The following is a 23,521-nucleotide window of genomic DNA, read 5'->3' on the forward strand; positions in this document are numbered from 1 at the left end:
ACCAGCGGAACTCCACTCGCTTTCACGCACGTTTCTCGTGCGCCCATTGTTCGGAGTCCTCCGCATGTCTGCTCAGTCGACACCAGCCGCGCTGCGCGGCTTCCACTGCGAGCACACCCCCAGCAAGAGCCGCATCCTCGCTCTCGTTCATCACGGAGAGGGCCCTGCCTCATTGCAGGCCGTCCTCACCTGCCGGCAGCCCGAGCTCGCGCAGCAGGCGGTGGGCATTCTCCAGCGAGCCATCGGCGCTTCTGCCGACGCGTGGAAACCCGAGCCGCTGGAGAAGCTCTGTGCCCAGCTGCCGGATGCTCCGGCTTCGTCCCTCCGCAGTGCCGCACGACACGCGCTGGCGGGAGTCTGGCCCATGACTCCAGGCAGCTTCCTGAAGTGGGAGCAGCTCGCCGACGACGTTGATGACGATGCGGAGGAGGACAGCGACACCGACGCGGCTCAGCGCGCCGTAAGGACCCCGAACGACGCACGGCTCGCTGACCTGACTGGTCCGGTCATTCGGGTAGAGGTACTCCGAGAATTCCACGTACATGACCCGCAGGCCGTGCTGAAGGCAGCCAGGGGCGCAGGCTGGGAACCCCTGCCGAGTCAGCACCCCGAGAGCGACGACCCTCAGGACATTGTCGGGGCTGTCATGTGGCTCGGGGAGTCCGACGGCGAGATCGAGGGCGCGGACACGGTCACGGACACCTCCCAGTGCCTGAGACTGCGCACGGAGAAGGGGCATGAGGTCGCCGACTGGAGCAAGGAAGCGGTAGTTGCCAACTTCGGCGTGGGCTGCCGGCACTCGGCGGTTGTCCTCCAAGGCGAGCAAGCAAAGCCGTCAGCCAAGGGGAAGAGTCCGGACTTCGCGGCTCTGTTCGCGACGGAGGCGCCGCACTGCGATGACCCGGAGTGCGAAGACGAACGATGTCAGTGGCAACTCACCCCCCGAACTGCCGACTTCCTCTACACGGAACTGTGCGTGCTCGCCGACCAGGCGTACGACGACGGTGAGGAACTTGGCGACCGGACCGTGGTGCCAGACGAGCGCGACGGCCACTGGGGAGTGTTCTCCTATCTCCCGAAGCTGACCTTCACAGCCGACCTCCAGTGGCGCCGCCGGTTTGCCCGGGCCGCCGACGACCTTGCCGGTGACCTCGAACGGGGGCATTGGCCGGAACCCACCTGCACGGCCGAAGAACTCGCCCTTCACCTCGCCGTCCGTGACGCCGCCGACCGCGAGGTCGAAGACGATGCCGCTGGTGACCACGGGAGGCTGCCCAGCCACCGTGACGACTACGACTTCGGCATGTGTTCCGAGATGTTCTTCCAGGACACCGACGTGCTGATGCTCTACAACACTCGTTTCGACGGGATTGAGGAGCCGGACGGCGAGACGAACCAACACATGGGCATCGGCGATCTACGTGCCGCAGCCTGGTTCGAACCGTTCCTGAATGTCGACGCACGAGATCCCCATCGTGGGTTCCGTCGCTGACTGCCAGGTAGCGTTCTGCAGGATCCCGACCGCGATGGTTCAGGAAGTCAGGCTCTTGCGGCGGACCCTGAGGGAGTACGTGGTCCCCTCGGGTCCGCCCCAGCGGCTCCACCCGACCGAGGTGGCCACCGCCCAGCCCTTCTGCTCCCGCATCTGCTCGGCGAACACACGGAGACTCTCGATCTTGCACCCGCAGTCCAGCACGACCTCGATGCCGATGTACGGGCTGCGAGGATTCTGCTCGTCGTCCGACTCGGTCCATCGGACCTGGTGCACATGCTCGGCCAGCCCTGTCCGCTGGACGTCGTGCTTGATGCCGCAGGCCTTGGCGTACTCGTCCAGATCGTCGATCAGGAAGAGGTGGCTGGACCACTCCCCAGGCCACACGGCATACAGCCTGGACTCGCCGGCCACCGCCCGCTCGTACGTCGCCCGATCTGCGCCGTGAGTGACGCGGCCGTCCTTGTGGATCTCGATGTAACAGGTGGTTCGTGCGGTGTAAGGGAAGGCTCGTCCCGCTGCTGCTGCACTTCTCGGCTCCATCGCATGCCCTCCCGATACGCCATACCCCAGAGCTTGGGGTACCCCACCAAGATCTCCCTGCAGGATTTTCCCAGACACTACTGGGAACGCGGGGAGGTCCTGATCCTCGCTGAATGGTCAGGCCCCTGACCTGGTCTTATTCTGTTGAGGCGTCGAGATCTGAATTCATGACCTCTTCGTCCCGAATGAGATTCGGCTCAGCCCCGCACCACCCGGTTTGCCGATTTACCTGGTCGCAGCGTTGGTGCGCAGTGGGGCCGGAAGGTCTCGCAGGGGCTTGGGAAGCAGGTCGGCTCCCAGATGGCTCCCCGACCAGGGCCGTCGGGCGCAGCAGGCGGGGGCGAAGACGAGTTTGCGCTCTGAGCTTGGGAATCACCCGGCCCTGGGGCAGTCGTTCAGTTACTGCTCCGGGAAGAGGCTGCTGTGGATCGACTACGCGCTGTACTCCGGGAGGCCCGACGGAACGGCGGATGTCTGGGCTGCCTCTCGGGTAGCTGTCGCGAGGAGGTGCAGGCCCTGGGCTGTGGGGCTGTCGGGCGGGGCGGACCAGACGACGATGTGATGGTCCGGGGTGGTCGAGCTGGTGAGGGTGTCCCAGTCGAGGACGAGGGTGCCGGCGACGGGGTGGTGGAAGACCTTGCTTCCGGTGCCTTGGACGGCGACGTCCTGAGCGTGCCACCAGCGCTCGAAGTCGGCGTGCGGGGCCATCCGGGCCAGGAGTCCCTGGAGACGGGGGTCGTCCGGGCGGCGGGCGGTGTGCATGCGCAGATAGGCCACGCAGGCGTGGGCCCCCGCCTCCCAGTCGTCGTACAGGGCCCGCAGCGCGGGGTCGTTGAACAGCAGCCAGACGTAGTTCCGGTCCGCTTCGGGGATCTGTCCGAAGTCGACCAGGAGGGCCACGGCGAGCGAGTTCCAGGCCAGGACGTCCATGGTGTCCGACAGGACTAGGGCTGGTGATGCGGTCAGCTGGTCGAGGAGCCTTCGGGTGTGCTCGGTGACGTTCCGGCCCGGATGCGCGAGTGGTTCGGACAGTGGACGGCCGGCGAGCTCGAAGAGGTAGGCGCGCTGGTCCTCGGTGAGGCGCAGGGACCGGGCGATGGCGTCGAGGACGGGGGCGGAGGCCCGCATGCGGCCCTGCTCGACCCGGGTGTAGTAGTCGGTGCTGATGGCGGCCAGCCGGGCGACCTCCTCACGGCGCAGCCCCGCCACCCTGCGTGGGGTTCCGGTCTCGGGCAGTCCGGCCCGGTGGGGGTCGAGCGCCGCCCGGCGGGCCTTGAGGAAGACCCCCAGTTCTTTCGGGTCGCCGCTGCTGCTGGTCATGTCTCCAGTGTGGCAGCCGTCTGCACCGGCCGGGGTCAGCCGAGCCGCGTGCGGCCGGTCTCGCCGTCCGCGGGGGCCGTGGAGGCACTGTCCGCCCAGGACGCGAGGATGCGCAGCGCGTCGTGGGAGGGGGTGCCGCGTTCGGCGGTCCAGATCACGAGCTGCTGGTCGGTGTCGATGGTGGGGGCGAGGGTGTCCCAGTCGAGGGTCAGTTCGCTGACGACGGGGTGGCGCAGCGTCTTGGTGCCGATGCCGCGCACGGCGACGTGGTGGGCGGCCCACCAGCGGCGGAAGTCGGCGTCCTGGACCGACAGCTCGCCGACGAGGGCGGTCAGGCGCGCGTTCTCCGGGTCGCGGGCGGCTTCCATGCGCAGCTGGGCGACGCACGTGTGGGCGACGTTTTCCCAGTCGGCGTACAGCGCTCTCATCCTGGGGTCGGTGAAGACAAGCCGGATGTAGTTCCGCCGCTTCTCCGGGATTTCTCCGAAATCGGTGACGAGGGCGGCCGCGAGCGGATTCCAGGCGAGAATGTCCATGCGGCGGCCGAGGACGATCGCGGGAATCGTTTCCAGGTCGTCGAGCAGGCGCAGCAGCCGGGGATGAACTTTCTGGGACGTGCGTCGGACCGGTCTTGCCGAGAGTTTCCCGGCCACCTCGAACAGGTAGGCGCGCTGGTCGTCGTCCAGGCACAGGACCCGGGCCAGTGTGTCGAGGACGTGCGGCGATGCCTGTATCCGGCCCTGCTCCAGGCGGGTGTAGTAGTCGGTGCTGACCGAGGCGAGGGCGGCGACCTCCTCTCGGCGCAGCCCGCTGACGCGCCGCCGTCCGGTGTCGGGCAGCCCGACCGTACTCGGGTCGATCTCGGCCCGGCGGGCCTTCAGGAAGGCCCCCAGCTCGTCGGGGCGTGCGTTGCTGCTCATGCACTCATTCATACCCGGAACGCAACTTCTGTGGGAGGGAGAGTTTTATCCCCGGATGCTTTCCTCCCGGGATGGAATTCTCCTCTACAGCGGGCGTGCGGCACGTGCGAGTGTTTTCAGTGCCCGAGGAAGTCACGGGTTCCGGAGATCCCGGAAAATACCCCGCCCGTTTTCAGGAGAAGAAGCCATGGAGTTCGTCGAACGTCGGCCCACCACGAAGGCTCCGGCCGAATGGTTCACCGGGGACGTCTGGTTCGACGTCATCCACGCGGGCCAGGAGCCGTCGCGGATGCGGGCCAACCTGGTCCGCTTCTCGCCCGGTGCCCGCACCCACTGGCACTCCCACGTTCTCGGCCAGACCCTGCACGTCGTCTCCGGCATCGCCCTCGTGGGCACCCGCGACGGCAGGGTCCTGGAGGCCCGGTCCGGCGAGACCGTCACCTGTCCACCCGGTGAGGAGCACTGGCACGGCGCCACTCCGGAGTCGTTCATGGAGCACCTCGCCCTGTGGGAGGGCGTCTGGGACCACACCCCGGAAACCGACTGGCACGAGGCCATCACCGCCGAGCAGTACGGACGCCCGCGCACCACCAGCGGCTGAAACCCCACCGTCTCCGACCTCCCCGTCGTACCGGGAAAGGAAGAAGGAACCCCATGCCCGCCATCGACCGCGTCCTTGTCGTAGGGGCCACTGGCCGCACCGGCCGCCACGTCGTCGCCGCGGCGGCTGCCCGGGGTCTGACCCCCGTGGCGCTTGCCCGCGACGAGTCCCGTGCCCGAAAGGTCCTGCCGGACGGCACCGAGATCGTGACCGGTGATCTCACCGCCCCGGAAACGCTCGTCAAGGCGGTCGCCGACACCGACGCGGTGATCTTCGTCCACGGGTCGGACGACGACGCCCGCCCCGAGTCCTTCGAGCGGGTCGACTACGGCGGCGTCGCGAACGTGCTGACCGCGCTCGGCGACCGACGCCCGCGGATCGTCCTCATGACGACGATCTTCGTCACCCGCCGGGACCACTACTTCAACGACAGCGGCCATGCCCTGGACTGGAAGCGCCGCTCCGAACGCCTCGTCCGCCTCAGCGGCGCCCCGTACACGATCGTCCGCCCGGGCTGGCTGGACGCCGGCGAGGGCGGCGCCCATCTGCGGATCGAGCAGGGCGACACCGGCGAGGCCGGCATCGGCCGCGACGTCCTGGGCGCCCTCCTGATCGAGGCCCTCCTCGACGACACCGCGCTGGGCCGGACCTTCGAGGTCTTCTCCGGACCCGGCCCCGCCACCACCGACTTCACCGCCCTGTTCACCCAGGCCAAGCCGGACGCCCCAGGCGCGCTCGACGCGGTCGAGGACAGCCTCAACATGCCGCTGGACGACGAACCGGCCCGCGTCCGCGACGACCTCGCGCACCTGCGCACCCCCTGAAACCACACCCCCGCACGGCACGACTCACCAGGAGCATCACGATGGAAGCCATCACCTTCCCCAACGGCCAGATCACCATGGCGGGCAACCTCTACCTGCCCGAGGGCCTCGACCGCACCACCCGCCACGCCGCGATCGTCGTCGTTCACCCCGGCGGCGGCGTGAAGGAGCAGGCCGCCGGCCTGTACGCGAGCAAGCTCGCCGAGCAGGGCTTCGTCGCCCTCGCCTTCGACGCCTCCTTCCAGGGTGACAGCGGTGGCGAGCCGCACCACCTGGAGGACCCCTACGCCCGCGTGGACGACGTCCGCGCCGCCGTCGACCACATGCAGACACTCGACTTCGTCGACCCCGAGCGGATCGGCACCCTCGGCATCTGCGCCGGTGCCGGCTACAGCGTCAACGCCGCCATGACCGACTACCGCATCAAGGCCCTGACCACCGTCAGCGCCGTCAACATCGGCACGAACTTCCGCCGCGGCTGGTACGGCACCGACTCCGACGCCGCCGCCGTCCCCACCCTCAAGGCCGTCGCCCAGCAGCGCACCGCCGAAGCCTCCCAGGGTGCCGAGCCCACCTACCTGCCCTACGTCCCGGCCGAGCCGGACGAGAACACCCCGCGCGACCTGGCCGAGGCCGGCGAGTACTACCTCACCCCGCGCGCCCAGCACCCCAACGCCAAGAACAAGTTCCTCTTCACCAAGAGCGTCTCGCGGATCTTCACCTTCGACGCCTTCCACATGGTCGAGGACCTCCTCACCCAGCCCCTCCTCGTCGTCGCCGGCAGCGAGGCCGGGTCCCTGTGGATGTCCACCGAGCTCCACGGACGCGCCCGCAGCACCAAGAAGCTGCGGGTGGTCGAGGGCGGTACGCACATGGACTTCTACGACGTCCCCAAGTACGTCGACCAGGCCATCGCCGAGGCCGTCCCGTTCTACAACGAGCACCTGGCGGCCGCCCCCGCCGACCAGGGCTGACCCGACACACGACGGTGACGGCCGGGCACCCATGCCCCGGCCGTCACCGTCCCCCACGGAGGAACCCCGCACATGAGCACCGTGCCCGAGTCGATGAGACTGCGGCGGGAAGTGTCCCCGCTGGAACTCTTCTACGACCTCGTATTCGTCTTCGCGGTCTCCCAGCTCTCCCACCACCTCCTCGAACACCTCACCTGGCGCGGCGCCGCCGAGACGGGCGTCCTGCTCGTGGCCGTCTTCGGCACCTGGACCTACACCAGCTACGAGGCCACACTCCTCGACGTCCACCGCGATGTCACCCGCTGGATGATCGTCATCGTCATGGGCCTCGGGCTTTTCATGAACGCGGCGATCCCCGGCGCCTTCGACGACCGGGCCTGGGCGTTCGTGATCCCGCTCCTCGCGATCCTGTTCCTCGCGGGCGCGGTGACGGCGCTGGCCGGCCGCACCGCCCTGCTGCGCGAGCACTTCCGCCGCACCCTGGTCTGGATGGCGGCCTCCGCCCCGCTGTGGATCGTCGGTGCCGCCGTCGGTTCCGGGCCGCGGCTGTGGTGGTGGGCGGCGGCCGCCCTGATCGACCTCACCGGCACCTGGCTGGCCCACCCGCTGCCCGGCCGGACCCTCAGCAGCCGAGAACTCGCCTTCGACGCCGACCACATGCTCGAACGGCTGAGGCTGTTCTTCATCATCCTGCTCGGCGAGACCGTCCTCACCGCCGGCCGCGCCATGGCCGACGCCCCCGTCGACGCCCCCAGCATCCTCGCGACCGCCGGCGTCTTCATCGCCCTGGCCTGCCTGTGGGGCGCCTACTTCGGCGGTGGTGAGGACGTCATCACCGACTCCGTGACCCACAGCCCCGACCCGGTCCGCGCGGTCCGCCTCGGCACCAACAGCGCCTACCTCGTCCTGGCGGCCCTGGTCGCCCTCGCCGTCGGCAGCGAACTCACCATCGCCCACCCCACCGGCCACGGCTCAGCCACCCTCGCCCTCCTCCTCTTCGGCGGCCCCGCCCTCTACCTCGCCACCACCGCCTGGTTCTTCGGCACCACGGCCGGCGGCGCCTGGAAGGAACGCCTCCTCGCCGCCGCCGTCCTCGCCGCCACCGGCGTGGCCGCCGTCCGGCTCCCTCCGCTGGCCTCCCTGGCCCTCCTCGACCTCATCCTCATCGCCACCGCCGCCGTCCTCACCCGGGCGCACCGACGGCTGGCCGGCCCACCGAAAGCCGCCACCGAAGCGGACGACCGCCTTCCCTCGTAAGGACGCAGTACCCATGCCCGAGAACATCAGGAGCACCACCGTCAAGGCCCTCGCCTGGGACCTGGCCGCCGACATCCATCTCCCGCCGGACTTCGACGAGAACCGGACCTACCCCGCGATCGTCAGCGTCCACCCCATCGGCTCCTGCAAGGAGCAGACGTCCGGCAACATCTACGGAAAGGCACTCGCGAAGGAGGGCTACGTCGTCGTCGCCTACGACGCCAGCTTCCAGGGCGCCAGCGGCGGGACGCCCCGCTCGATCGAGGACCCGTACTTCCGTGTGTCGGACATCAGCCACGTCATCGACCACCTCGTGATGCTGCCGTACGTCGACGCCGACCGCATCGGGGTCATCGGCGTGTGCGGCGGCGGTGCCTACGCGATCAACGCCTCCATGACCGACCGCCGCATCAAGGCCGTCGGCAGCGTCACCGGAGTCAACTTCGGACGCCTCATGCACGAGGCGTTCAGCGGCTACGACCCCCTCGCCACCCTCGACGCCATCGCCGAGCAGCGCACCGCCGAGGCCCGCGGCGCGGAACCCCGCATCGACCAGCTCCTGCCGGCTGACCCCGCCACGGCCAAGGAGCAGGGCATCATCGAGATCGACGTGGTCGAGGCCACCGACTACTACCGCACCGAACGCGGCCAGAAGCCCGGCGGCCGCACCGAAGCACTCTTCGCCCGCCAGGCCACCTCGATCGGCTGGGACGCCTTCCACCGCGCCGAAGTCCTCCTCACCCGCCCCCTGTGCGTCATCGTCGGCGACAAGCCCGGAGCATTCGGCGCCTACCGCGACGGCCTGGAGATCTACCGCCGCGCCGCCTCGAAGGACAAGGAACTCGTCGTCGCCGAGGGCTTCTCCCACTACGACCTCTACGACCGGCCCGAACCGGTCAAGATCGCCCTCGACCACCTGATCCCGTTCTACAAGAAGCACCTCTGACCGGCGTGGCCCGGACAACGATGAAGCCCCAGGTCGCTGGCCTGGGGCTTCGTGGGAGAGCGGAAGCCAACCCGCGCAATGAGCTTGGAATCACCCAGCGGTTGAGGGTTCGGATGGCCTCTGATCTGTGGAAAGGGCATCAAAGTCGGGGCTCTCGGCCATCTTCCCGTGCCTGTGGTTGACCGCCCCTACTGGCACGTCGTGGCAGGAGGTTCCGTCAGCCGTCCCTGTCGGCTGCCGGTGCTCGCCCCACGAAGTCGGACAGGGAACCGCGGTGGTAGTACCGAGCTTGGTGGCCGTACCCACTGTGGGGCCCGGGCCATCCTTGAGCTTGCTCAACCAGTTTTCGGGCAGCAGCACGCGGTCACCGACTTCGGGGTCCATCCGATGACCTTGTGGAAATGGATGCGTCGGGCGGACACCGACGACGGGACCAAGCCCGGCATGACCAGCCAGGAGAGCGTGGAACTGCGGGAAGCACGTCGGCGGATCAAGCTGCTGGAGCAGGAGAACGGGGTCCTGCGCCGGTCCGCGACCTACTTGTCGCAGGCTCATCTGCCGGGAAAAGGATCTACCCGCTCGTGAAAGAGCCGGCCGTGGTCGCCCTGGACAACGCCGTGGCCCGGCGCGGGCACATCGACGGGTGCATCCTGCACAACGACCGATTGAATCCGCCGTGAGTCGACCGGGGTGTGCCGGGCAACGGCGTGCCGGGGGCCGCTGGGGCGGGACGCGAGGACGCGGATGAACGGCCCGTGGCTGCCATCGGGCATTTCCGAGCACAGGCGTTCCGTCAGGGCAGCACGCCAGGTGCTCGCGCGAATCGGTGAGAGAGGCTTCGCCCGTCCGCACGGTCAGTGCGCGGTAGCGTCGCTGAGAGAAGCCATCAGGGAAGGAACGATCACCGGATGCCGCACAGGACTGATATCGCCGACAGGCGCGGCCTGATCCTCGACTTTGCCGGGGTGCTTACTGCCAGCCCGATCGACGTCCACCGCGCCTGGTGCGTGTCAGAAGGGCTGGCTCCGGGTGCGTGGCGCAGCACTCTCAACGATCACCCTGAAGGCCGGCGTCTGTACGCGGCTCTGGAGATCGGGGAGATCGGGCAGGCCGAGTGGAACGAGGGCACGGCCGCGCTGTTGGGTGCGCATGTGGATCCGGTGAACCTGATGGGCCGGGCCTGGGCCGGGGTGCCTGTGGCCCGCAGGATGGTCGCGCTCGCGCGTGCCGCGCGTGCCGCCGGTCACCGGCTTGGCCTGCTGTCCAACAGCTTCGGCCTCAATCCGTTCAACCCGTACGAGCACGTGGGCATCTGGGACCTCTTCGACGTTCACGTCGTGTCCGAGCTGGAGGGGCTGGCGAAGCCGGATCCGGCGATCTACCGGCTCGTACTGGAGCGCATCGGGTTGCCCGCCGAGCGGTGCGTCTTCGTGGACGATCACGCGGTGAACCTTCCGCCGGCCGCCGCGCTGGGGATCTCCACTGTCCATGTCACGGACGAGGACGCGGCCGTGGCCGAGCTTGAAGCACTGCTCGGGGTCACAGCGGTTCACGCCGCCTGAGGTCAACCTCCTTGCCAGGAAAGGGCGTCCGTGTTCCCTCTCCGGCCAGTACTGTCCGTGTGGGGCTCACCACGCGGAGGTTCTGGACCATGGAGTGGTCGGAGTACACCACCTCGGAGTGTTTGAAGGCGCTGCGGGGCGGGATGACGCAGGAGCGGTTGGCGGAGGCCGCCGGGGTGTCTGTCGGGGTGGTTCGGAAGCTCGAACGCGGAGGGACGGCATCGCTGCCGTCCCTGCTCTCGATCGCCCACTCGCTCGGTACCGACATCGCCGTGCTGCTCGGGCAACAGGCGCCTCGCCGTTCCATGGACCGGGACGAGCGGGCCGCGCTGCGCATGGTCTCCGCCGCCACCCATGACGCCGCGATCGGCATTCCCTCCGAAGTCGAGCTGGGAAGTGTCGAAGAGCTCCGTGCTGTCCTGCGCCGCGCGGACGCCGCTTACTGGGGCGGTCGGTACGCCGAGCTGGGAACGCTCCTCGGGCAGCTTCTCCCCGAGGCGCGGGCCCGCTTCGACGCCGCTGGCCTCGAGGAGAAGGAGGCCGCCGGGGGAGTGCTGATCGACACCTTTCAGACCGCCGGCATGGCCGCGAACATGCTCGGCTCGCGAGATCTGGCGTACGCGGCCCTCACGTATGGCCGCCAGGTCGCCGTGCGGACCGGGGACGACCTTCGTGACGCCCATCTCGCCGCCACGACCGCGTGGGTCAATCTCCGTGATGGGCGCACCAAGCAGGGATTCCTCCTCGCAGCGGCCCAGGCCGACAGGATCGAGCCCAAGATGAGCGAGCACGGCTCGGACCGGCTCAGCGTCTACGGCCAGCTCGTCACGAATGCCGCCGTCGCCGCCTCCCGGGGCGGGGCGAGCGCGGACAACGCCCGCGAGTACCTCTCCCAGGCGCACGCCGTCGCCGCCCGCATCGGGGACGAACATGCCCGCGGTTCTCACGCCCAGCCGTACGGGCCGATGTACGCCGCCACACAGGCGATGAGCATCGCGGTGGCGCTCGGGCGACACGGGCGGGGCTCTGCGCCTCATGGATACCGTCCGCCTGGACGCCAGCGTGCCCCTGGCCACCCGAGCCCGTTACGGCTTGGACGTCGCCCTCACCCAGGTGGAATGCCGACGGTGGGAGGCCGCTGCCGACACCCTCCAAGCCGTGTGCGAGATGGCTCCTGGCTGGGTGCGCCACCAGATGCTTCCCGGCGTCATCATCAGCAGGCTTGCCGGCGTGTCCGTCAACCGACTGCGAGGGCTGGCCAACTCCGCCGGCGTACCGCTCGGGGTGCGCTGACGCACGGGTCGAAGTACCACGGGCCCGTAGTAGCTCCGCGGACGTCATCAGCGCGACTGCCACGGGCCGTGGTACCCCCTCGGAGGAGTCCGTCTCCGCTGCCACGGGACGTGACAGTCGAGCCGGGTACGGAATCCCTCCGCTGCGACGGGCCGTGCCTGGGCCCGAGCATCGCAGGGCAGCAGGCTTGAGGCATGCCGAACAACCCGCCCGGCGGCCTCGGGCACGTACCCGTTGCCGTCTACTCCTGCGCCACGACCTCCACCACCCTCGACGAGAGCGAGGAGCGTGGCCGCTACTACGCCGACGCCCGCCACTGGCACGTCGCCGGCGTCTGGTCCGACCCCGACCCGGCGCAGCCGCTGAGGGAGCGCCCGGGCTGGCAGGCCGTCACGGTCGCCCTGTCCGCCGGGATGATCCGGGGCGTTGTCGTCAGCAGCACGGCACATGTTGCCTCCGGCGCTGTCCAGTTCGCGGCTCTCGGTGTTCTCCTCCGCGACCGGGGGAGGGTTCCTCGCGGACGCGTCGAACGGCACCCCGGCCCGTCGTACCCCCGGCCAGGCCCGGCGCCGTCGCGACCTTGCGGATGCGGCCTCCAGATGGTTCGCGCAGAGCGACACGCACGATGAGAGCCCGTCGTGAGCGCCAAGCGCGCGTGGTCGGCGACCTCGTCAGGGACGGCAGCGGGCAGCGGGCGATCGTCACTGACGTCCGAGCCGACGGCACCGTGTGGGTACTGCGACCGCCGACCGGGGGCGGCCCCCACTGGGAGACCGACGACCCCGACAGCCTCGAAGTCCTTGCTCCGTCCGGTACTTGGGACACCTGTTGAGCCGCCGCGCTTGCTGTCCATTCCTCCACCCCGCCCGTGCACCACGCCCGAAAGGCGATGTCCTCGTTGCCGGCCTCAGCAAGGGCGGGCAGTACATCAAGATTGCGGCGCAACCTGTCGAGCGGCACATCCGTGACCCGCTTGAGAGCGAAGTTCCCCGCCAGAGTGTCGATCCGCCAGTTCACGTTCATCAGGCCGTCGGTCAGATGGCGCCAGGCGACGACGTCGCCGAGGTCGAACTCCTTGATCAGCTCGGCAAGATCATCGGAGGAGATACGGTGCCTGCTCGCCACACGCGCGTTGGTCACCTTGGCGACGATACGTGAGCTGGGCGCCCGGGCGCACAAGGATCACCCGCACCGCGCCAGGGCTCCGCGGCCGCGCGTACCCGCACTGTTCTCGTCGCCCTGATGGCAGCCGGTTTCCCAGGCGTGCCTCCAGAGTCGGAGCGTGACCACTAAGGCTGCCGCCACGACGCCGACGCCAGTCCGATCAAGAGCCAGTCAGTCGCCAGCTCCCAGAGGTGGTGGGCTTCAGGCGTGCCTGGAGGGCGTGTAGGCGGGCGACCACGGCGACCAGGATCCTCCGGGCACGCCCCCTGCGCGGGAATCGAAATCGGCTGACCTTCAACCGTTTCTGAAGGCCGGCGACGGCGGTATGCCGGCTGCCCTGAGTTCAGAGGTCGTCGTCAGTGGCGGCCTGGCGGGGCCTCCGGGATGTCCGAACGGCCGATGGTCGCGGCGGGAAGTCGCCCGATTGCTGGTGGCGACTGCCGCCTCGTGGCCCTGACGCTGCCCCAACTCGGTCCCGAGGCGGCCCGGTACGGATGATTCAGGAGCCTACCTGAGCCGTGTTGGAGTTCTGGTCGGGCACACGGGCCTGGCGTGCAGTGCGACGTGGTGACAAGGGCATCTTGTTACTGTCCGGGTCGGCTGATTCGTGCTGCACCTCGGTGAATCTGCGTGCCGAGCCAGCGCGGACGACTTCGGGCATACGCTCGTTGGGGCGGAAGTACGCCATCTCCCAGACCCCGTCAGAGATCCATAGATTCCAGGTCTTGAGCAGCAGTCCCAGCTGAAGTGAGCTGACGGTGTTGCCGCGTCGTGGCCGGGCCGGATTCTGAAAGTATCGGCGGACAACCCATCTGGGGTCGGCTGTGTCCAGGTGGGCTCCGGAGATCAGGCCCTGGAAGAAGTCGTCCGCGTGCGAGGTACTCCCGCCGTCCCGGTGGACCAGGTACGCGCATGCCAGTGACGCTGCGGGGGCGGAGTACACGCCGCTCTTCAGGGCGGTCATCTGTGGCAGGAAGTCCGGCAGGTCGAGGTACTCCGACTGGAAGAATCTTACGATCTCGGCATTGGTGTAGACGACCGACCGCCATGCGGGCCACGCAACCTTCTTGCGTTCGGCGTCGTAGAGTCGCAGCAGCCGGACGGTCGAAGAGATGTCCTTGCGATGCCGCTCAACGCCCACCAGTGACAGCGCGGTGGCGGCGGAGCGCGCCTTGCCGCAGTCCATAGTGGTGGCTGTCTGGTGTGGCAGGTCCCGGGCGACAAGGAAGCTGCGGGGCGTCTTGCTGATGATTACCGCTTCGAGGCGGTGCTGTCCCTGGATTGCGGCTCCATGGCCGCACAGAGACAGGACGTCGGGGTTGTAGTCGTCCCAGCTACCGTTGCACATGTCACGAGCGAGCCGCCGGGCGTGAGAAGAATCCAGCTTGCGCGGGTTGCAACCGTGCAAGCGGGTCTTCTCAAGGATTTCGGCTGCCGCAGCAGGGGTGACGATCTCACGCACCGGCAAGGGGAGCGGTGCAGAGGAAGACATGCTCTCGTCGTTCATGTCAGACTCCGATGGATCCGAGACAGGGGCGATTGGGTGGCGTTTTCCGTAGCGACGGTTCGTGTCTGCGCAGTCAGGAGCGGGCTCACATCGCCGGAGCGGGTGACCTTGCTTTGTGGGAAGTGAGCCCAGCGCGGTGAGTAATGCCCGCCTCTGCCGACGGCTCGGCTTCCTTTCCTGGTTCGAGAATGGGGCACGGTTGACGGAGAGGCGGGCGGTGCACCGTCAGCTCGGCAGGGACAGGTACTCAGTGACCGGTGGTGTCAGTCCGTATGTTCATGGAAGAACCCGATGGTTCCAGCGAACGCGCAGACTCCTGCGGCCAGCCCGGCCCGTGGACCGCCGCCTGCGGACGCCGCGATGTAGCCGACGCTGTTGGCAAGGGTGACCGCGGCGCACAACACGAGGAGGGTGCGCTGTTTGAACAATGAATTGTGCCGGGCCGCTCTGAGGGGGGCGCTCTCGGGAGGCTGCAGGTGCGAAGGGACATTGCAGAGCGGTGAAATTACGTCCGATTGATGGACAGCATCACCCGGGGCCCTGCGCCAGCGTGAAGTGGCTCCGGCTCTGGAAGAGTGACTCATGACCGTGTTTTTCCTTTCAGCGGATACACGGAAGGTGGTGGGAGCCCTCTATCGAAGGGCTCCCACCTTCATATGATCAGTCACACCACCGAGGATCAATTTCTGTCGCGCGAATCGATGTCGTGGCGTGACCACGTGAAACCGGGTGGCGCAACGAGGTGCGGCGGGTGCGATTATTCGCTCGATGGTTAGGCGCTACGTCAGGGATGGTCGACCGCGGCTTGCCGGCAGCCCTGTCAAAAGGCGTTCTGCTTGCGCGAGCGTGTTCTTGCCCGGCTCGATGAACGTCGGGCTCCACCGACGCCCCGCGGTCCTCGGCATGGAGAGGCATCACCGCGAAATCACTCCTTGCCGCGCCGCTCGCGGCTCGCTGCACCGGTAACGCCGTGACAGCAGTCCATTCCGGCTACTGGTCGTAGCGACACTCCGCGGTGGCCTCGCCGCAGCAGGCGACCAGGCATGCCGACCGGCCCTCGGTCGGGGGCAGAGCTGAAGGCTCCTGACGCACGCCCACGTCGATGTCCGAGCCGGTAACCACGTCCGAAGGTCGGCGGGGCATGGCGTTGCGTGTCCGCTTGCCAAAGCCTTGGTGTCCAGCAGTGCTTCTTGAACAGTTCGTGCAAGGCGAGCGGCCAAACGCCATCGCCGTGTCCGGGATGCGCCTCTCATACGGGGAAGCCCTCTTCCATGGGCAGGTGCATCACGCCCATCGTCTGTCCAGGAACGGCGGCTCGGTCTGCAGCTCGGCGGCGTGGAATGACGGGTCCGTCCTTGCTCGGATTCCTGGAGGCTTGCTGCGCTTGTGCAGGACATGGCGCGTTGATGATGTCGGGCATGCGCTGTGTCGCGCGAAAGTTGGCGATCTCCCAGGTCTGACCGGTGACCCAGAGGTTCCACGTCTTCAGGAGCAGTCCCAGGTGGAGGGCGCTGGTGATGTTGCCGCGTCGTGGCCGGGCCGGGCTGTGGAAGTACCGGCGAGTGATCCACCTGGGGTCGGCTGTGTCCAGGTGGGCTCCGGAGATCAGGCCCTGGAAGAAGTCGTCCGCGTGCGAGGTGCTCCCGCCGTCCCGGTGGACCAGATACGCGCATGCCAGTGACGCTGCGGGGGCGGAGTACACGCCGCTCTTCAGAGCGGTCATCAGCGGCAGGAAGTCCGGCAGGTCGGAATACTTGGACTGGAAGAACCGTACGATCTCGGCATTGGTGTAGACGACCGACCGCCATGCGGGCCAGGCAACCTTCTTGCGTTCGACGTCGTAGTTCTGCAGCAGACGAATGGTCGAAGAGATGTCCTTGCGATGCCCGTCGACGCCCACCAGTGACAGCGCGGTCGCAGCCGATCGAGCCTTGCCGCAGTCCATCGTCGTTGCCGCACCATGTGGCACGTCCCGGGCGACAAGGAAGCTGCGGGGCGTCTTGCTGATGATTACCGCTTCGAGGCGGTGCTGTCCCTGGATTGCGGCTCCATGGCCGCACAGAGACAGGACGTCGGGGTTGTAGTCGTCCCAGCTACCGTTGCACATGTCACGAGCGAGCCGCCGGGCGTGAGAAGAATCCAGCTTGCGCGGGTTGCAACCGTGCAAGCGGGTCTTCTCAAGGATTTCGGCTGCCGCAGCAACGGTGACGACCTCGCGTACGAGATCAGGCAGCGTTACGGTAGCAGGCGCGGCGTCTTCGATCACGGTTAACTCCGGTTACGTGCTGAATGCGGGGCAAGCGGGAGTGGTTCACCGTGCGGACTTCTACGAGCGATTGGGTGACCGTTCTCCGAATTGGCGTCACTTGGCGCGGTGACCTGAAGCGCGGGCAGTGACGCGGCGGCGATTTATCACATCGGGCAGCTTCATCGCCCGCAAATGCCTAGTTCATCGAGCATGCGAGACGTTGTCGCAATAGTGACGGATGGTGCACTGTCAGTCGGTGATGACACGCATAGCAGCGGCAGGCGACGTCCACGTACCGAAGGAATAACGCGAGTGTGTCGTCCTGGACTGCTCGAGGAGCCCGTCACGCCACCGCCGCTGGATCCGATTCCATGGCGGCTTCCGTCGGCCCACGTTCGACTTCGACACCGAAGGCGGGGAGCGGGTCCGCCGATCAACCGACCTGTTCATCGACCAGGAGGGGCACCAGAAGCGGACCACGTGCCAGAACCGCAGGGCGACGCGGCGACGGCGGAGGTCGTAGCGCACTCTGGTGCGCTGCTTCGCGGCTCTGCCAGAGCTGTTGTACCAGGTTGTCGACCGGACCAGGGGCTACGCGGGCAATCTCTTCAGCGGAACCCCGTGGCTGGTGCGCCGTGCCACTGGCCGAACCCGTCCGGTGCCAGCGGGGCCCACAAGGCTGCTGGATCTACCACTGCACCCGCTGGGCACGTGGTCCCGGATCGAGTCACGTCGACCTGTCGGTCGAGAGGACCAGGCCGTCCCCAGGGGGCCGGTTCGGCCTGCTTGCCAGATGCCAGAAGCCCGACGAGACCCCCGTAAAAAACGGCGCCCGTCCGCCGATTGGTGATGTCCGTGGCATCCAAGGTCCCGGCGCCGCCCTGGGGTGCCGGTTGCTCGACCACGCCTGACGGCTTATGTCCGACGAAGCTGGAGGGCGCCACCGAATTGTGCTGTCGCCAGTTCAATGTGCGCCGGCTGGAGCGGGGGCACGGAGCATGTCGGTGTACTGCGTTGGCTCGCAAAGGCGTTGGCGATCCCGCCGAAGGCCTCGATCTCGTTGCGTCCTCGGACGCCAGCCCTGAAGATCGCGAAACGCGATCTCGTGTCGGCTTCGGTGCCCGGGTCTCACTCTCTGGGCGGTGCGGCAGACTCGCGTGACGCTCATTTGACGCTCCATCCCCGGAATTTCACTGCGGAGAAGCCAGAAGCGTGGTTTGACCTGCGACTTCTTTGGCAGCATGGAGCCGTACACGCTTCCGATGACGCATCATGTGGAGTGCGTGGCGATTCTGGAGCCGGCCGCGAAGGGTGTCTGACCTGTGGTTTTGAGGCCTGGGTGGTTCGCTCGACCTGTTTCCCTCCGTGTAGCGGTTCGAGCGGACAGACTGACCTCTGGAGGCGGCTGGACCTGCGATTTCATGGCGGAAGCAACCACAGCGGCGACTATTTCAGGGCCTCGTTCGGAGATTCTTGACGCTCGGACGACGCTTGCTCCGAGGCTCTGGGCCAGCCACATGTCTGTGGCCACTGGGGCGATCATGAGGCGATTTGGGTGTCTCGGAGCACGGCAGGCAGGTCAGTTCCGCAGCCCTTGCGGGACCGACCCACGCCTGCCGCACGTGGCACTGCCGGTACCTGGAGAGCCCGCCCGCGCCTTTCGCGCAGAGCCACTCCCGGCAGGCTCCGACCCGTCGTGCCGTGTCGATGGTGTCGGGGCAGACGGCGCCGGTACGGATGCCGCGCGGGGCGTACCAGAGGGCGGCGCTGGTGGTCAGGACGGTCACACCGTGCTCGAAGGAGTGGCAGGGAGGCACTGCCGCGGAGCCCGATGAGACCGCCGAGGAAAAGGCGGTTGACGATGGCGCCGTTGCCCTGGGCGCGCATGTGGTGTAGCTCGTGCTTCGTGCCCGGGCAGATGCCGCGCAGGTTGATGCGGAGTCCGCCACCGTGGTTGGGAGCGTCGACACCGTCACCGCGGCCGGGTCTTCGCCCTGCTCGCCGGGCACCAGCTGCTCACTGGTGCGGACGACGATGCGGTCACCAGCGCCAGGCCTGTCTGGAATGGTGCCGACCTCTCGGCGACGAGGGTGGCAATCTGGATGGCCCGGACGATGATTGGGCGCTGGGTCGATGCGTTCCCCGTGTCACCCGCAGGCGGCGGCTGCGATCCGGTGCCCGTGACGCTCATTTGACGCTCAAGCTTGGATTGTCATCCGCCAGAGCGGGAAAAGTGGCTCTGACCTGGTATTTACCCCGTTGTCGTCTTGGCTGACATACTTCCGATGACCTCGTACGCGGAGTGCGTCGCGATCTTTGAACCGGTGTGGGAAGACGCCTGACCTACAGTTTTATCGGTGTGCATCGTGTGCGCTGTGGGTGTTACGGGCGATATCTTGACGCTGAAACGACGCTCGTGGCGCTCATGTGACGCTCGTTCTGATGGAGCGTCATCTGATTGACGGTGCAGGTCATGCGGGGCGTACGGTGCGCGGGGCTCTCTCCGTTCCCGGCGTTCTCCTCTCGGGACCGGGCGGCGGGCTCTCTGCCGTAGCGGCGGAACCGAGCATGGCACCCTCACCGCGCTCAGGCCTCTCGGCATGTTGCACAAACTCCGAGCCCGCTGCTTGCCGCGATTGCGCAGAGACGGGTCTCGAACAGTGCTTCAGGATGTGCGATCAGACAAGGTGTGAGCCGGATGAAACATCCAGTTCACCGTGACGACATCGGGAGTCCGCTGTGCTCTGGAGAAAACTGCTCGTCCCCCTGACCGCGCTCCTGCTCCTGCTGACGGCTTCTGCCGGCGCGGGAACGGCAGCGGCGTCCACCGGTTCCCCCGCCGGTTCCAGTGGCGAGGCGGCCGCGACCGACTACGGCGCTCCCGGACCCTACGCCACCGCGGTGGAGGTCGGGGTGGTGACCACCCTGTACTACCCGCGTGACATCGCGACCAGCGACCGCCGCCACCCCGTGATCGTGTGGGGAAACGGCACCTTCGCCTTCCCGGTCGTCTACCGCGAACTGTTGCTCCACTGGGCCAGTCAGGGCTTCATCGTCGCCGCCGCCAACACCCCGCAGTCCAACCTTGGCATCTCCATGCGCGCCGGGATCGACCTGCTCACCCGTCGCAACGCCGACCCGGCCAGCCCCTTCCACGACCGTGTCGACCTTGAGCACATCGGCGCGTCCGGTCACTCGCAGGGCGGCGCCGCCGCCATCGTCGTCGGCGCGGACCCGCGCATCGACGCCATCCTGCCCATCCAGCCCGGGCCGCTCGCCAACATCGACAACGTCCACGTACCCGCGCTCCTCCTGGCCGGGCAGAAGGACAGCATCGTCTTCCCCTTCCTGGTCAAGGCCTTCTACAACGACGCCGACCACATCCCGGCCATCTACGGGGAACTGCGCGGCGCCGATCACTTCACGGTCGTGGGCGACCCCGGCCCGTTCGCCGCGCCCACCACTGCCTGGTTCAAGGCACAGCTGATGGGGGACCAGACGGCGAGGGCACAGTTCTTCGGGGCCGACTGCGGGATCTGCACCGACAGCGGCACCTGGTCCGACGTCCGCCGCAACGGTCTCGCAAGCCAGTGACCCGTTCCCGGAGATTCCTTCTGCCGTGACCGGCGGCTGTCCCGATCCACGCCGCCCGCCCCTGACGCTCCCGCGACCAGGGGCGGCCGGCCCCCGTTCGTACATGGAAGGACCGCCATGGACCTCATCGCGACCACCGGGCAGGGCAAGGTCCGAGGCCGTTTCCACAACGGGATCGCCACCTTCCGCGGCATCCCCTACGCCGCCCCGCCCTTCGGCGCCCACCGCTTCCGCGCTCCCGCCCCGGTCGAGCCCTGGGAAGGGGTACGAGACGCTCTGGAGTACGGGCCGACCGCCCCCAAACGTCCCTACCGCCCGCCCCTCGACCGGCTGATACCCGATCCGAGCATCCCCGGGGACGACTGCCTCAACCTGAACGTCTGGACCCCGTCGGTCGGCGAGGGCCGACTGCCTGTCATGGTCTGGATCCACGGGGGTTCCCTGCGCAACGGCTCGGCGAGCCTGCCGCTCTATGACGGGGGCGCCTTCGCGCGCGACGGGGTGGTCCTCGTCTCCGTCAACTACCGGCTCGGCGTCGAGGGGTTCGGGGTCTTCCCCGACGCCCCCGTCAACCGGGGCCTCCTCGACCAGATCGCAGCCCTGATCTGGGTCCGCGACAACATCTCCGCCTTCGGCGGAGATCCGGCGAACGTCACCGTGTTCGGGGAGTCCGCCGGCGCCATCAGCATCGCGGCCCTCATGACCAGCCCCGGCGCGGCCGGGCTGTTCCACCGGGCGATCCTGCAGAGCGGCCCACCGCACACGGTGTCGCGCCGCGAGGGCGCGAAGACCGTACGGTCGATGGCGAAGAGACTGCGGATCCCGGCCACCGCCGAGGCGTTCGCGGCGGTGGACCGAGACCTGCTGCTGGACGCGCAGGCCGCCGTCGTCGACCGGTCCGACCCCATCGGCGGCGGTCCCGGCTTCCACATCGTGGTCGACGGCGACGTGGTGCCCGCCGCCCCGCCCCTTCCCGAGGCCGACCTGCTGCTGGGCTGCAACCGGGAGGAGTACCGGCTGTGGTTCGTACCCGGCGGAACCGTGGACCGGATCAGCCGGCTCACCCTGCGGCTGGCACTGCTGAAGATCCGTGTCCCGCAACGCGTGGCACGCCTGTACCGAGCCACCCGGCCGGACGCCAAACCCGGTGAGATCCTGGGAGAGATGGCCACCGACCTGCTGTTGCGGGGGCCGCTCAACCGCCTCGCCGACTCCCGGCCCGCCCGCACCTTCGTCTACGAATTCCGCTGGCGATCGCCCGTGATGGAACTCGGCGCGTGCCATGCGCTGGAACTCGGCTTCGTCTTCGACAACCTGCGCGCCGCCGAGGACCTGACCGGGCCCGGCGCGCCCCAGCCACTGGCCGACGCCATGCACCGGGCCTGGGTCGCCTTCGCCACCACCGGACAGCCGGGCTGGTCCGGCTGGAACGCGGAGCGGCCCGTCATGGTCTTCGACCACCCCGGCGCCGACCTGGTACTCGCACCCCGGCACGAGGAACTCGGCGCCTGGCTCTGACAGATGACCGGCCGAGCGCTCGCCGACGCCGGCCGGCCGTGGCTCAGCTGCTTTCCGCTGCTCCTGCGGATCCCTGCGGTCCGGTGACCCCGCGGTGATCCGCGGGCCCGGCCAGGTCCCTGGCGACGAGCGCCGCCTGGATCAGCCGCGCCTGCGCGGGAACCGCGAGGTCGAGGCCCGTCAGCGCGCTCACTCGCTGCAACCGGTAGTCCAGGGTGTTGCGGTGGACACACAGCTCCGACGCCGTCCGGCGGCGGTTGAGCCCCCGCTCCACGAACACGCGCAGCGTTTCGAGCAGGTACGGATGCTCCGCCAAGGGGTCGAGTTTGGCCGCCAGCCGCACCAGGCCGTCCCCGGGGCGCGCGAGCTGGTACTCCAGCAGCACGTCGTCGAGGCGGTAGCACCCGGGCGGGCGCCCCAGCCGCCGGACGAGATCCAGCACGCGGCCGGCCTCCTGCGCCGCCGAGGAGATGGCCGCCGGTACGGAGGAGCGGGCGGCGGCGGCGCGCACGGGCTGCCCCACGTCCTTCTCCAGCCGGGCCACCAGGCCCGGCACGTCGGGCCTGCCCGGCAACAGGGCGATCCGAGCGACGTGGTCCATCAGCACGGGGATCCCGGTGAAGGCGTCGAGCGAGGACTGCACCAATCTGCTCGGCGGGTCGGACTCGAACGCGAAGGCAACCACCTCGTGCTCACCCACCACGGCCACCCGCGCCACACCCGCCAGCTCCTCGTACGGCCGTCCTTCCAGCAGGGCGCCGAGCAGGGCCCGCCGTACGCGCTTGTCCTCGCTGTGGAGGTCTTCCCGGGCGTTCTGATGGGCAAGGACGACCGCGGGCAGCGCGGTGTGCAGGCAGGCGAGCAGCTTGCCGCCCGCCCCGGCCAGCTCACCGGGCTCCGCGACCTCGGTCAGCGTCTGCCACCACACCTCGGCGCCGATCAGGTACGCGGCGATCACCGCCTCCAGGGGGACGCGCTCCTCGGCCCGGCGCGCCGACCACTCGATGAGCCGGGTCAGATCGCCCGGCCCCATCGGACCCCCGCCGCCGTCGCGCAGTGCCCTGAGCAACAGCGCGTGCACAGCCGCGATGGACCGCGCCACCTCGCCCTGGAGGGTGGCGCGGGGCAGCGCCCCGTAGAACGGTGCCTCCGCCGCGCAGCGCGCGACCACGACGGCCGTGAGGTCACCGACCCGGGCAGCCATCCGGGCGTGCAGGTCCGACATCGGCGCATCGTCACACCGCCCCGGCCGTGCCGTCAATCGGAGCCCCGGGTCCGGCGGCGCGGGCAGTGCGTCGGGCGTGTTCCCGAACCGCTCGCGGCCGCCGACTCGTCGACGAAGGAGACGACGTCATGTGGCACATCCGTAGCATGCCAACCTGCGTATGACGGGTGTCATCAGTCCCCAGGGCCCGGAGTGGCACTACGAGCACGATCCGGCCGGATGACCTCAAGGACGAACAGCCTCGGCCGGACTTTCGGTTCGAGCACGACAGCCTTGGCAAGGTAGTCGTCAAAGACATCGACGGTGAAGTGACCACCCTCGAATACGACATCGTTGGCGAACTCGCTGCAGCAACAGGCACGACCGCGATGCGGTCCCGGGGTCCGACCTGCGATTCCGCCTGGGAGTCGCGCGCCTCGGCAGTGCCCGGGCGGGGCAGCGGAAAGACGTGGTGCCTTTCGGCGGCACGTCGTGCGAGAAGAGGGCGCACCGGCGACCCGTCCGTCCCGGCAGGGGTTCGCGTTCACGATCCA

General features: G+C 68.5%; 19 protein-coding genes and 1 pseudogene. 14 read left to right on the plus strand and 6 right to left on the minus strand.

What is annotated here, in order from left to right; all coding sequences use genetic code 11:
- Positions 1-364: 364 nt before the first annotated feature.
- Positions 365-1,492, plus strand: a complete 1,128-nt coding sequence (locus ACGF8B_RS07555) for a hypothetical protein (protein ID WP_392735677.1) — start codon at positions 365-367, stop codon at positions 1,490-1,492.
- Between the two features lie 39 nt (positions 1,493-1,531).
- Here the strand turns inward: ACGF8B_RS07555 and ACGF8B_RS07560 are convergent, their stop codons facing one another.
- The 3 genes from ACGF8B_RS07560 to ACGF8B_RS07570 form a co-directional block, all read right to left on the minus strand.
- Positions 1,532-1,879 (minus strand): hypothetical protein, encoded by a 348-nt coding sequence (locus ACGF8B_RS07560; RefSeq protein WP_392735679.1) that lies wholly within the window; start codon positions 1,877-1,879, stop codon positions 1,532-1,534.
- 588 nt (positions 1,880-2,467) lie between these two features.
- A complete protein-coding gene (locus ACGF8B_RS07565) occupies positions 2,468-3,355 on the minus strand; it encodes a helix-turn-helix domain-containing protein (protein ID WP_392735681.1) in 888 nt (295 codons plus the stop codon).
- Between the two features lie 35 nt (positions 3,356-3,390).
- The gene (locus tag ACGF8B_RS07570; RefSeq protein ID WP_392735683.1) at positions 3,391-4,275 is read right to left on the minus strand and encodes a helix-turn-helix transcriptional regulator; all 885 of its coding nucleotides are present in this window, start codon (positions 4,273-4,275) and stop codon (positions 3,391-3,393) included.
- Between the two features lie 187 nt (positions 4,276-4,462).
- Here ACGF8B_RS07570 and ACGF8B_RS07575 point away from each other — a divergent pair, with 187 nt between their 5' ends.
- The 11 genes and pseudogenes from ACGF8B_RS07575 (at position 4,463) to ACGF8B_RS07625 (ending at position 12,890) form a co-directional block, all read left to right on the plus strand.
- On the plus strand, positions 4,463-4,876 hold the full coding sequence (locus tag ACGF8B_RS07575) for a cupin domain-containing protein (RefSeq protein ID WP_392735685.1): 414 nt from the start codon (positions 4,463-4,465) through the stop codon (positions 4,874-4,876).
- Between the two features lie 53 nt (positions 4,877-4,929).
- Entirely contained in the window at positions 4,930-5,700 is a 771-nt protein-coding gene (locus ACGF8B_RS07580; RefSeq protein WP_392735686.1) for an SDR family oxidoreductase, read from the plus strand.
- A gap of 41 nt (positions 5,701-5,741) precedes the next feature.
- A complete protein-coding gene (locus ACGF8B_RS07585; RefSeq protein ID WP_392735688.1) occupies positions 5,742-6,674 on the plus strand; it encodes an alpha/beta hydrolase in 933 nt (310 codons plus the stop codon).
- 72 nt (positions 6,675-6,746) lie between these two features.
- Positions 6,747-7,931 carry a low temperature requirement protein A gene (locus ACGF8B_RS07590; RefSeq protein ID WP_392735690.1) on the plus strand — a complete coding sequence of 395 codons (1,185 nt, stop codon included), beginning with the start codon at positions 6,747-6,749 and terminating at the stop codon, positions 7,929-7,931.
- A 13-nt stretch (positions 7,932-7,944) separates the two neighbouring features.
- Complete coding sequence (locus tag ACGF8B_RS07595) at positions 7,945-8,877, plus strand: alpha/beta hydrolase (protein WP_392735692.1); 933 nt, start codon at positions 7,945-7,947, stop codon at positions 8,875-8,877.
- A 387-nt stretch (positions 8,878-9,264) separates the two neighbouring features.
- Positions 9,265-9,462 (plus strand): hypothetical protein, encoded by a 198-nt coding sequence (locus ACGF8B_RS07600; protein WP_392735694.1) that lies wholly within the window; start codon positions 9,265-9,267, stop codon positions 9,460-9,462.
- A 323-nt stretch (positions 9,463-9,785) separates the two neighbouring features.
- Positions 9,786-10,439 (plus strand): HAD-IA family hydrolase, encoded by a 654-nt coding sequence (locus ACGF8B_RS07605; protein ID WP_392735695.1) that lies wholly within the window; start codon positions 9,786-9,788, stop codon positions 10,437-10,439.
- 143 nt (positions 10,440-10,582) lie between these two features.
- Positions 10,583-10,654: pseudogene (locus ACGF8B_RS07610) on the plus strand (helix-turn-helix domain-containing protein); the annotation flags it as partial.
- An 820-nt stretch (positions 10,655-11,474) separates the two neighbouring features.
- On the plus strand, positions 11,475-11,732 hold the full coding sequence (locus tag ACGF8B_RS07615; protein ID WP_392736500.1) for a hypothetical protein: 258 nt from the start codon (positions 11,475-11,477) through the stop codon (positions 11,730-11,732).
- Positions 11,733-11,926: 194 nt separating this feature from the next.
- On the plus strand, positions 11,927-12,361 hold the full coding sequence (locus ACGF8B_RS07620; RefSeq protein ID WP_392735697.1) for a hypothetical protein: 435 nt from the start codon (positions 11,927-11,929) through the stop codon (positions 12,359-12,361).
- Between the two features lie 187 nt (positions 12,362-12,548).
- A complete protein-coding gene (locus ACGF8B_RS07625; protein ID WP_392735699.1) occupies positions 12,549-12,890 on the plus strand; it encodes a hypothetical protein in 342 nt (113 codons plus the stop codon).
- A 505-nt stretch (positions 12,891-13,395) separates the two neighbouring features.
- On the opposite strand, the gene ACGF8B_RS07630 is transcribed toward ACGF8B_RS07625, so the two are convergent.
- Both ACGF8B_RS07630 and ACGF8B_RS07635 read right to left on the minus strand, forming a co-directional pair.
- On the minus strand, positions 13,396-14,403 hold the full coding sequence (locus ACGF8B_RS07630; protein ID WP_392735701.1) for a hypothetical protein: 1,008 nt from the start codon (positions 14,401-14,403) through the stop codon (positions 13,396-13,398).
- A 1,249-nt stretch (positions 14,404-15,652) separates the two neighbouring features.
- Positions 15,653-16,669 (minus strand): hypothetical protein, encoded by a 1,017-nt coding sequence (locus ACGF8B_RS07635; protein ID WP_392735703.1) that lies wholly within the window; start codon positions 16,667-16,669, stop codon positions 15,653-15,655.
- A 2,721-nt stretch (positions 16,670-19,390) separates the two neighbouring features.
- Here ACGF8B_RS07635 and ACGF8B_RS07640 point away from each other — a divergent pair.
- Positions 19,391-20,245, plus strand: a complete 855-nt coding sequence (locus tag ACGF8B_RS07640; protein ID WP_392735705.1) for an alpha/beta hydrolase family protein — start codon at positions 19,391-19,393, stop codon at positions 20,243-20,245.
- Between the two features lie 117 nt (positions 20,246-20,362).
- Positions 20,363-21,763 (plus strand): carboxylesterase/lipase family protein, encoded by a 1,401-nt coding sequence (locus ACGF8B_RS07645; protein ID WP_392735706.1) that lies wholly within the window; start codon positions 20,363-20,365, stop codon positions 21,761-21,763.
- A gap of 43 nt (positions 21,764-21,806) precedes the next feature.
- On the opposite strand, the gene ACGF8B_RS07650 is transcribed toward ACGF8B_RS07645, so the two are convergent.
- Entirely contained in the window at positions 21,807-22,988 is a 1,182-nt protein-coding gene (locus tag ACGF8B_RS07650; RefSeq protein WP_392735708.1) for a PucR family transcriptional regulator, read from the minus strand.
- Positions 22,989-23,521: the final 533 nt, after the last annotated feature.

It is taken from the genome of Streptomyces sp. NPDC047917, from assembly GCF_043204345.1.
In the GTDB taxonomy this organism is placed as follows: Bacteria; Actinomycetota; Actinomycetes; order Streptomycetales; family Streptomycetaceae; genus Streptomyces; species Streptomyces sanglieri.

Coding starts and splice junctions, on each gene's coding strand:
- ACGF8B_RS07555 (WP_392735677.1), top strand. CDS start 365: ATGACTCCAGGCAGCTTCCTGAAGTGGGAGCAGCTCGCCGACGACGTT.
- ACGF8B_RS07565 (WP_392735681.1), bottom strand. CDS start 3,355: ATGACCAGCAGCAGCGGCGACCCGAAAGAACTGGGGGTCTTCCTCAAG.
- ACGF8B_RS07570 (WP_392735683.1), bottom strand. CDS start 4,275: ATGAGCAGCAACGCACGCCCCGACGAGCTGGGGGCCTTCCTGAAGGCC.
- ACGF8B_RS07575 (WP_392735685.1), top strand. CDS start 4,463: ATGGAGTTCGTCGAACGTCGGCCCACCACGAAGGCTCCGGCCGAATGG.
- ACGF8B_RS07580 (WP_392735686.1), top strand. CDS start 4,930: ATGCCCGCCATCGACCGCGTCCTTGTCGTAGGGGCCACTGGCCGCACC.
- ACGF8B_RS07585 (WP_392735688.1), top strand. CDS start 5,742: ATGGAAGCCATCACCTTCCCCAACGGCCAGATCACCATGGCGGGCAAC.
- ACGF8B_RS07590 (WP_392735690.1), top strand. CDS start 6,747: ATGAGCACCGTGCCCGAGTCGATGAGACTGCGGCGGGAAGTGTCCCCG.
- ACGF8B_RS07595 (WP_392735692.1), top strand. CDS start 7,945: ATGCCCGAGAACATCAGGAGCACCACCGTCAAGGCCCTCGCCTGGGAC.
- ACGF8B_RS07600 (WP_392735694.1), top strand. CDS start 9,265: ATGACCTTGTGGAAATGGATGCGTCGGGCGGACACCGACGACGGGACC.
- ACGF8B_RS07605 (WP_392735695.1), top strand. CDS start 9,786: ATGCCGCACAGGACTGATATCGCCGACAGGCGCGGCCTGATCCTCGAC.
- ACGF8B_RS07615 (WP_392736500.1), top strand. CDS start 11,475: ATGGATACCGTCCGCCTGGACGCCAGCGTGCCCCTGGCCACCCGAGCC.
- ACGF8B_RS07620 (WP_392735697.1), top strand. CDS start 11,927: ATGCCGAACAACCCGCCCGGCGGCCTCGGGCACGTACCCGTTGCCGTC.
- ACGF8B_RS07630 (WP_392735701.1), bottom strand. CDS start 14,403: ATGAACGACGAGAGCATGTCTTCCTCTGCACCGCTCCCCTTGCCGGTG.
- ACGF8B_RS07645 (WP_392735706.1), top strand. CDS start 20,363: ATGGACCTCATCGCGACCACCGGGCAGGGCAAGGTCCGAGGCCGTTTC.
- ACGF8B_RS07650 (WP_392735708.1), bottom strand. CDS start 22,988: ATGTCGGACCTGCACGCCCGGATGGCTGCCCGGGTCGGTGACCTCACG.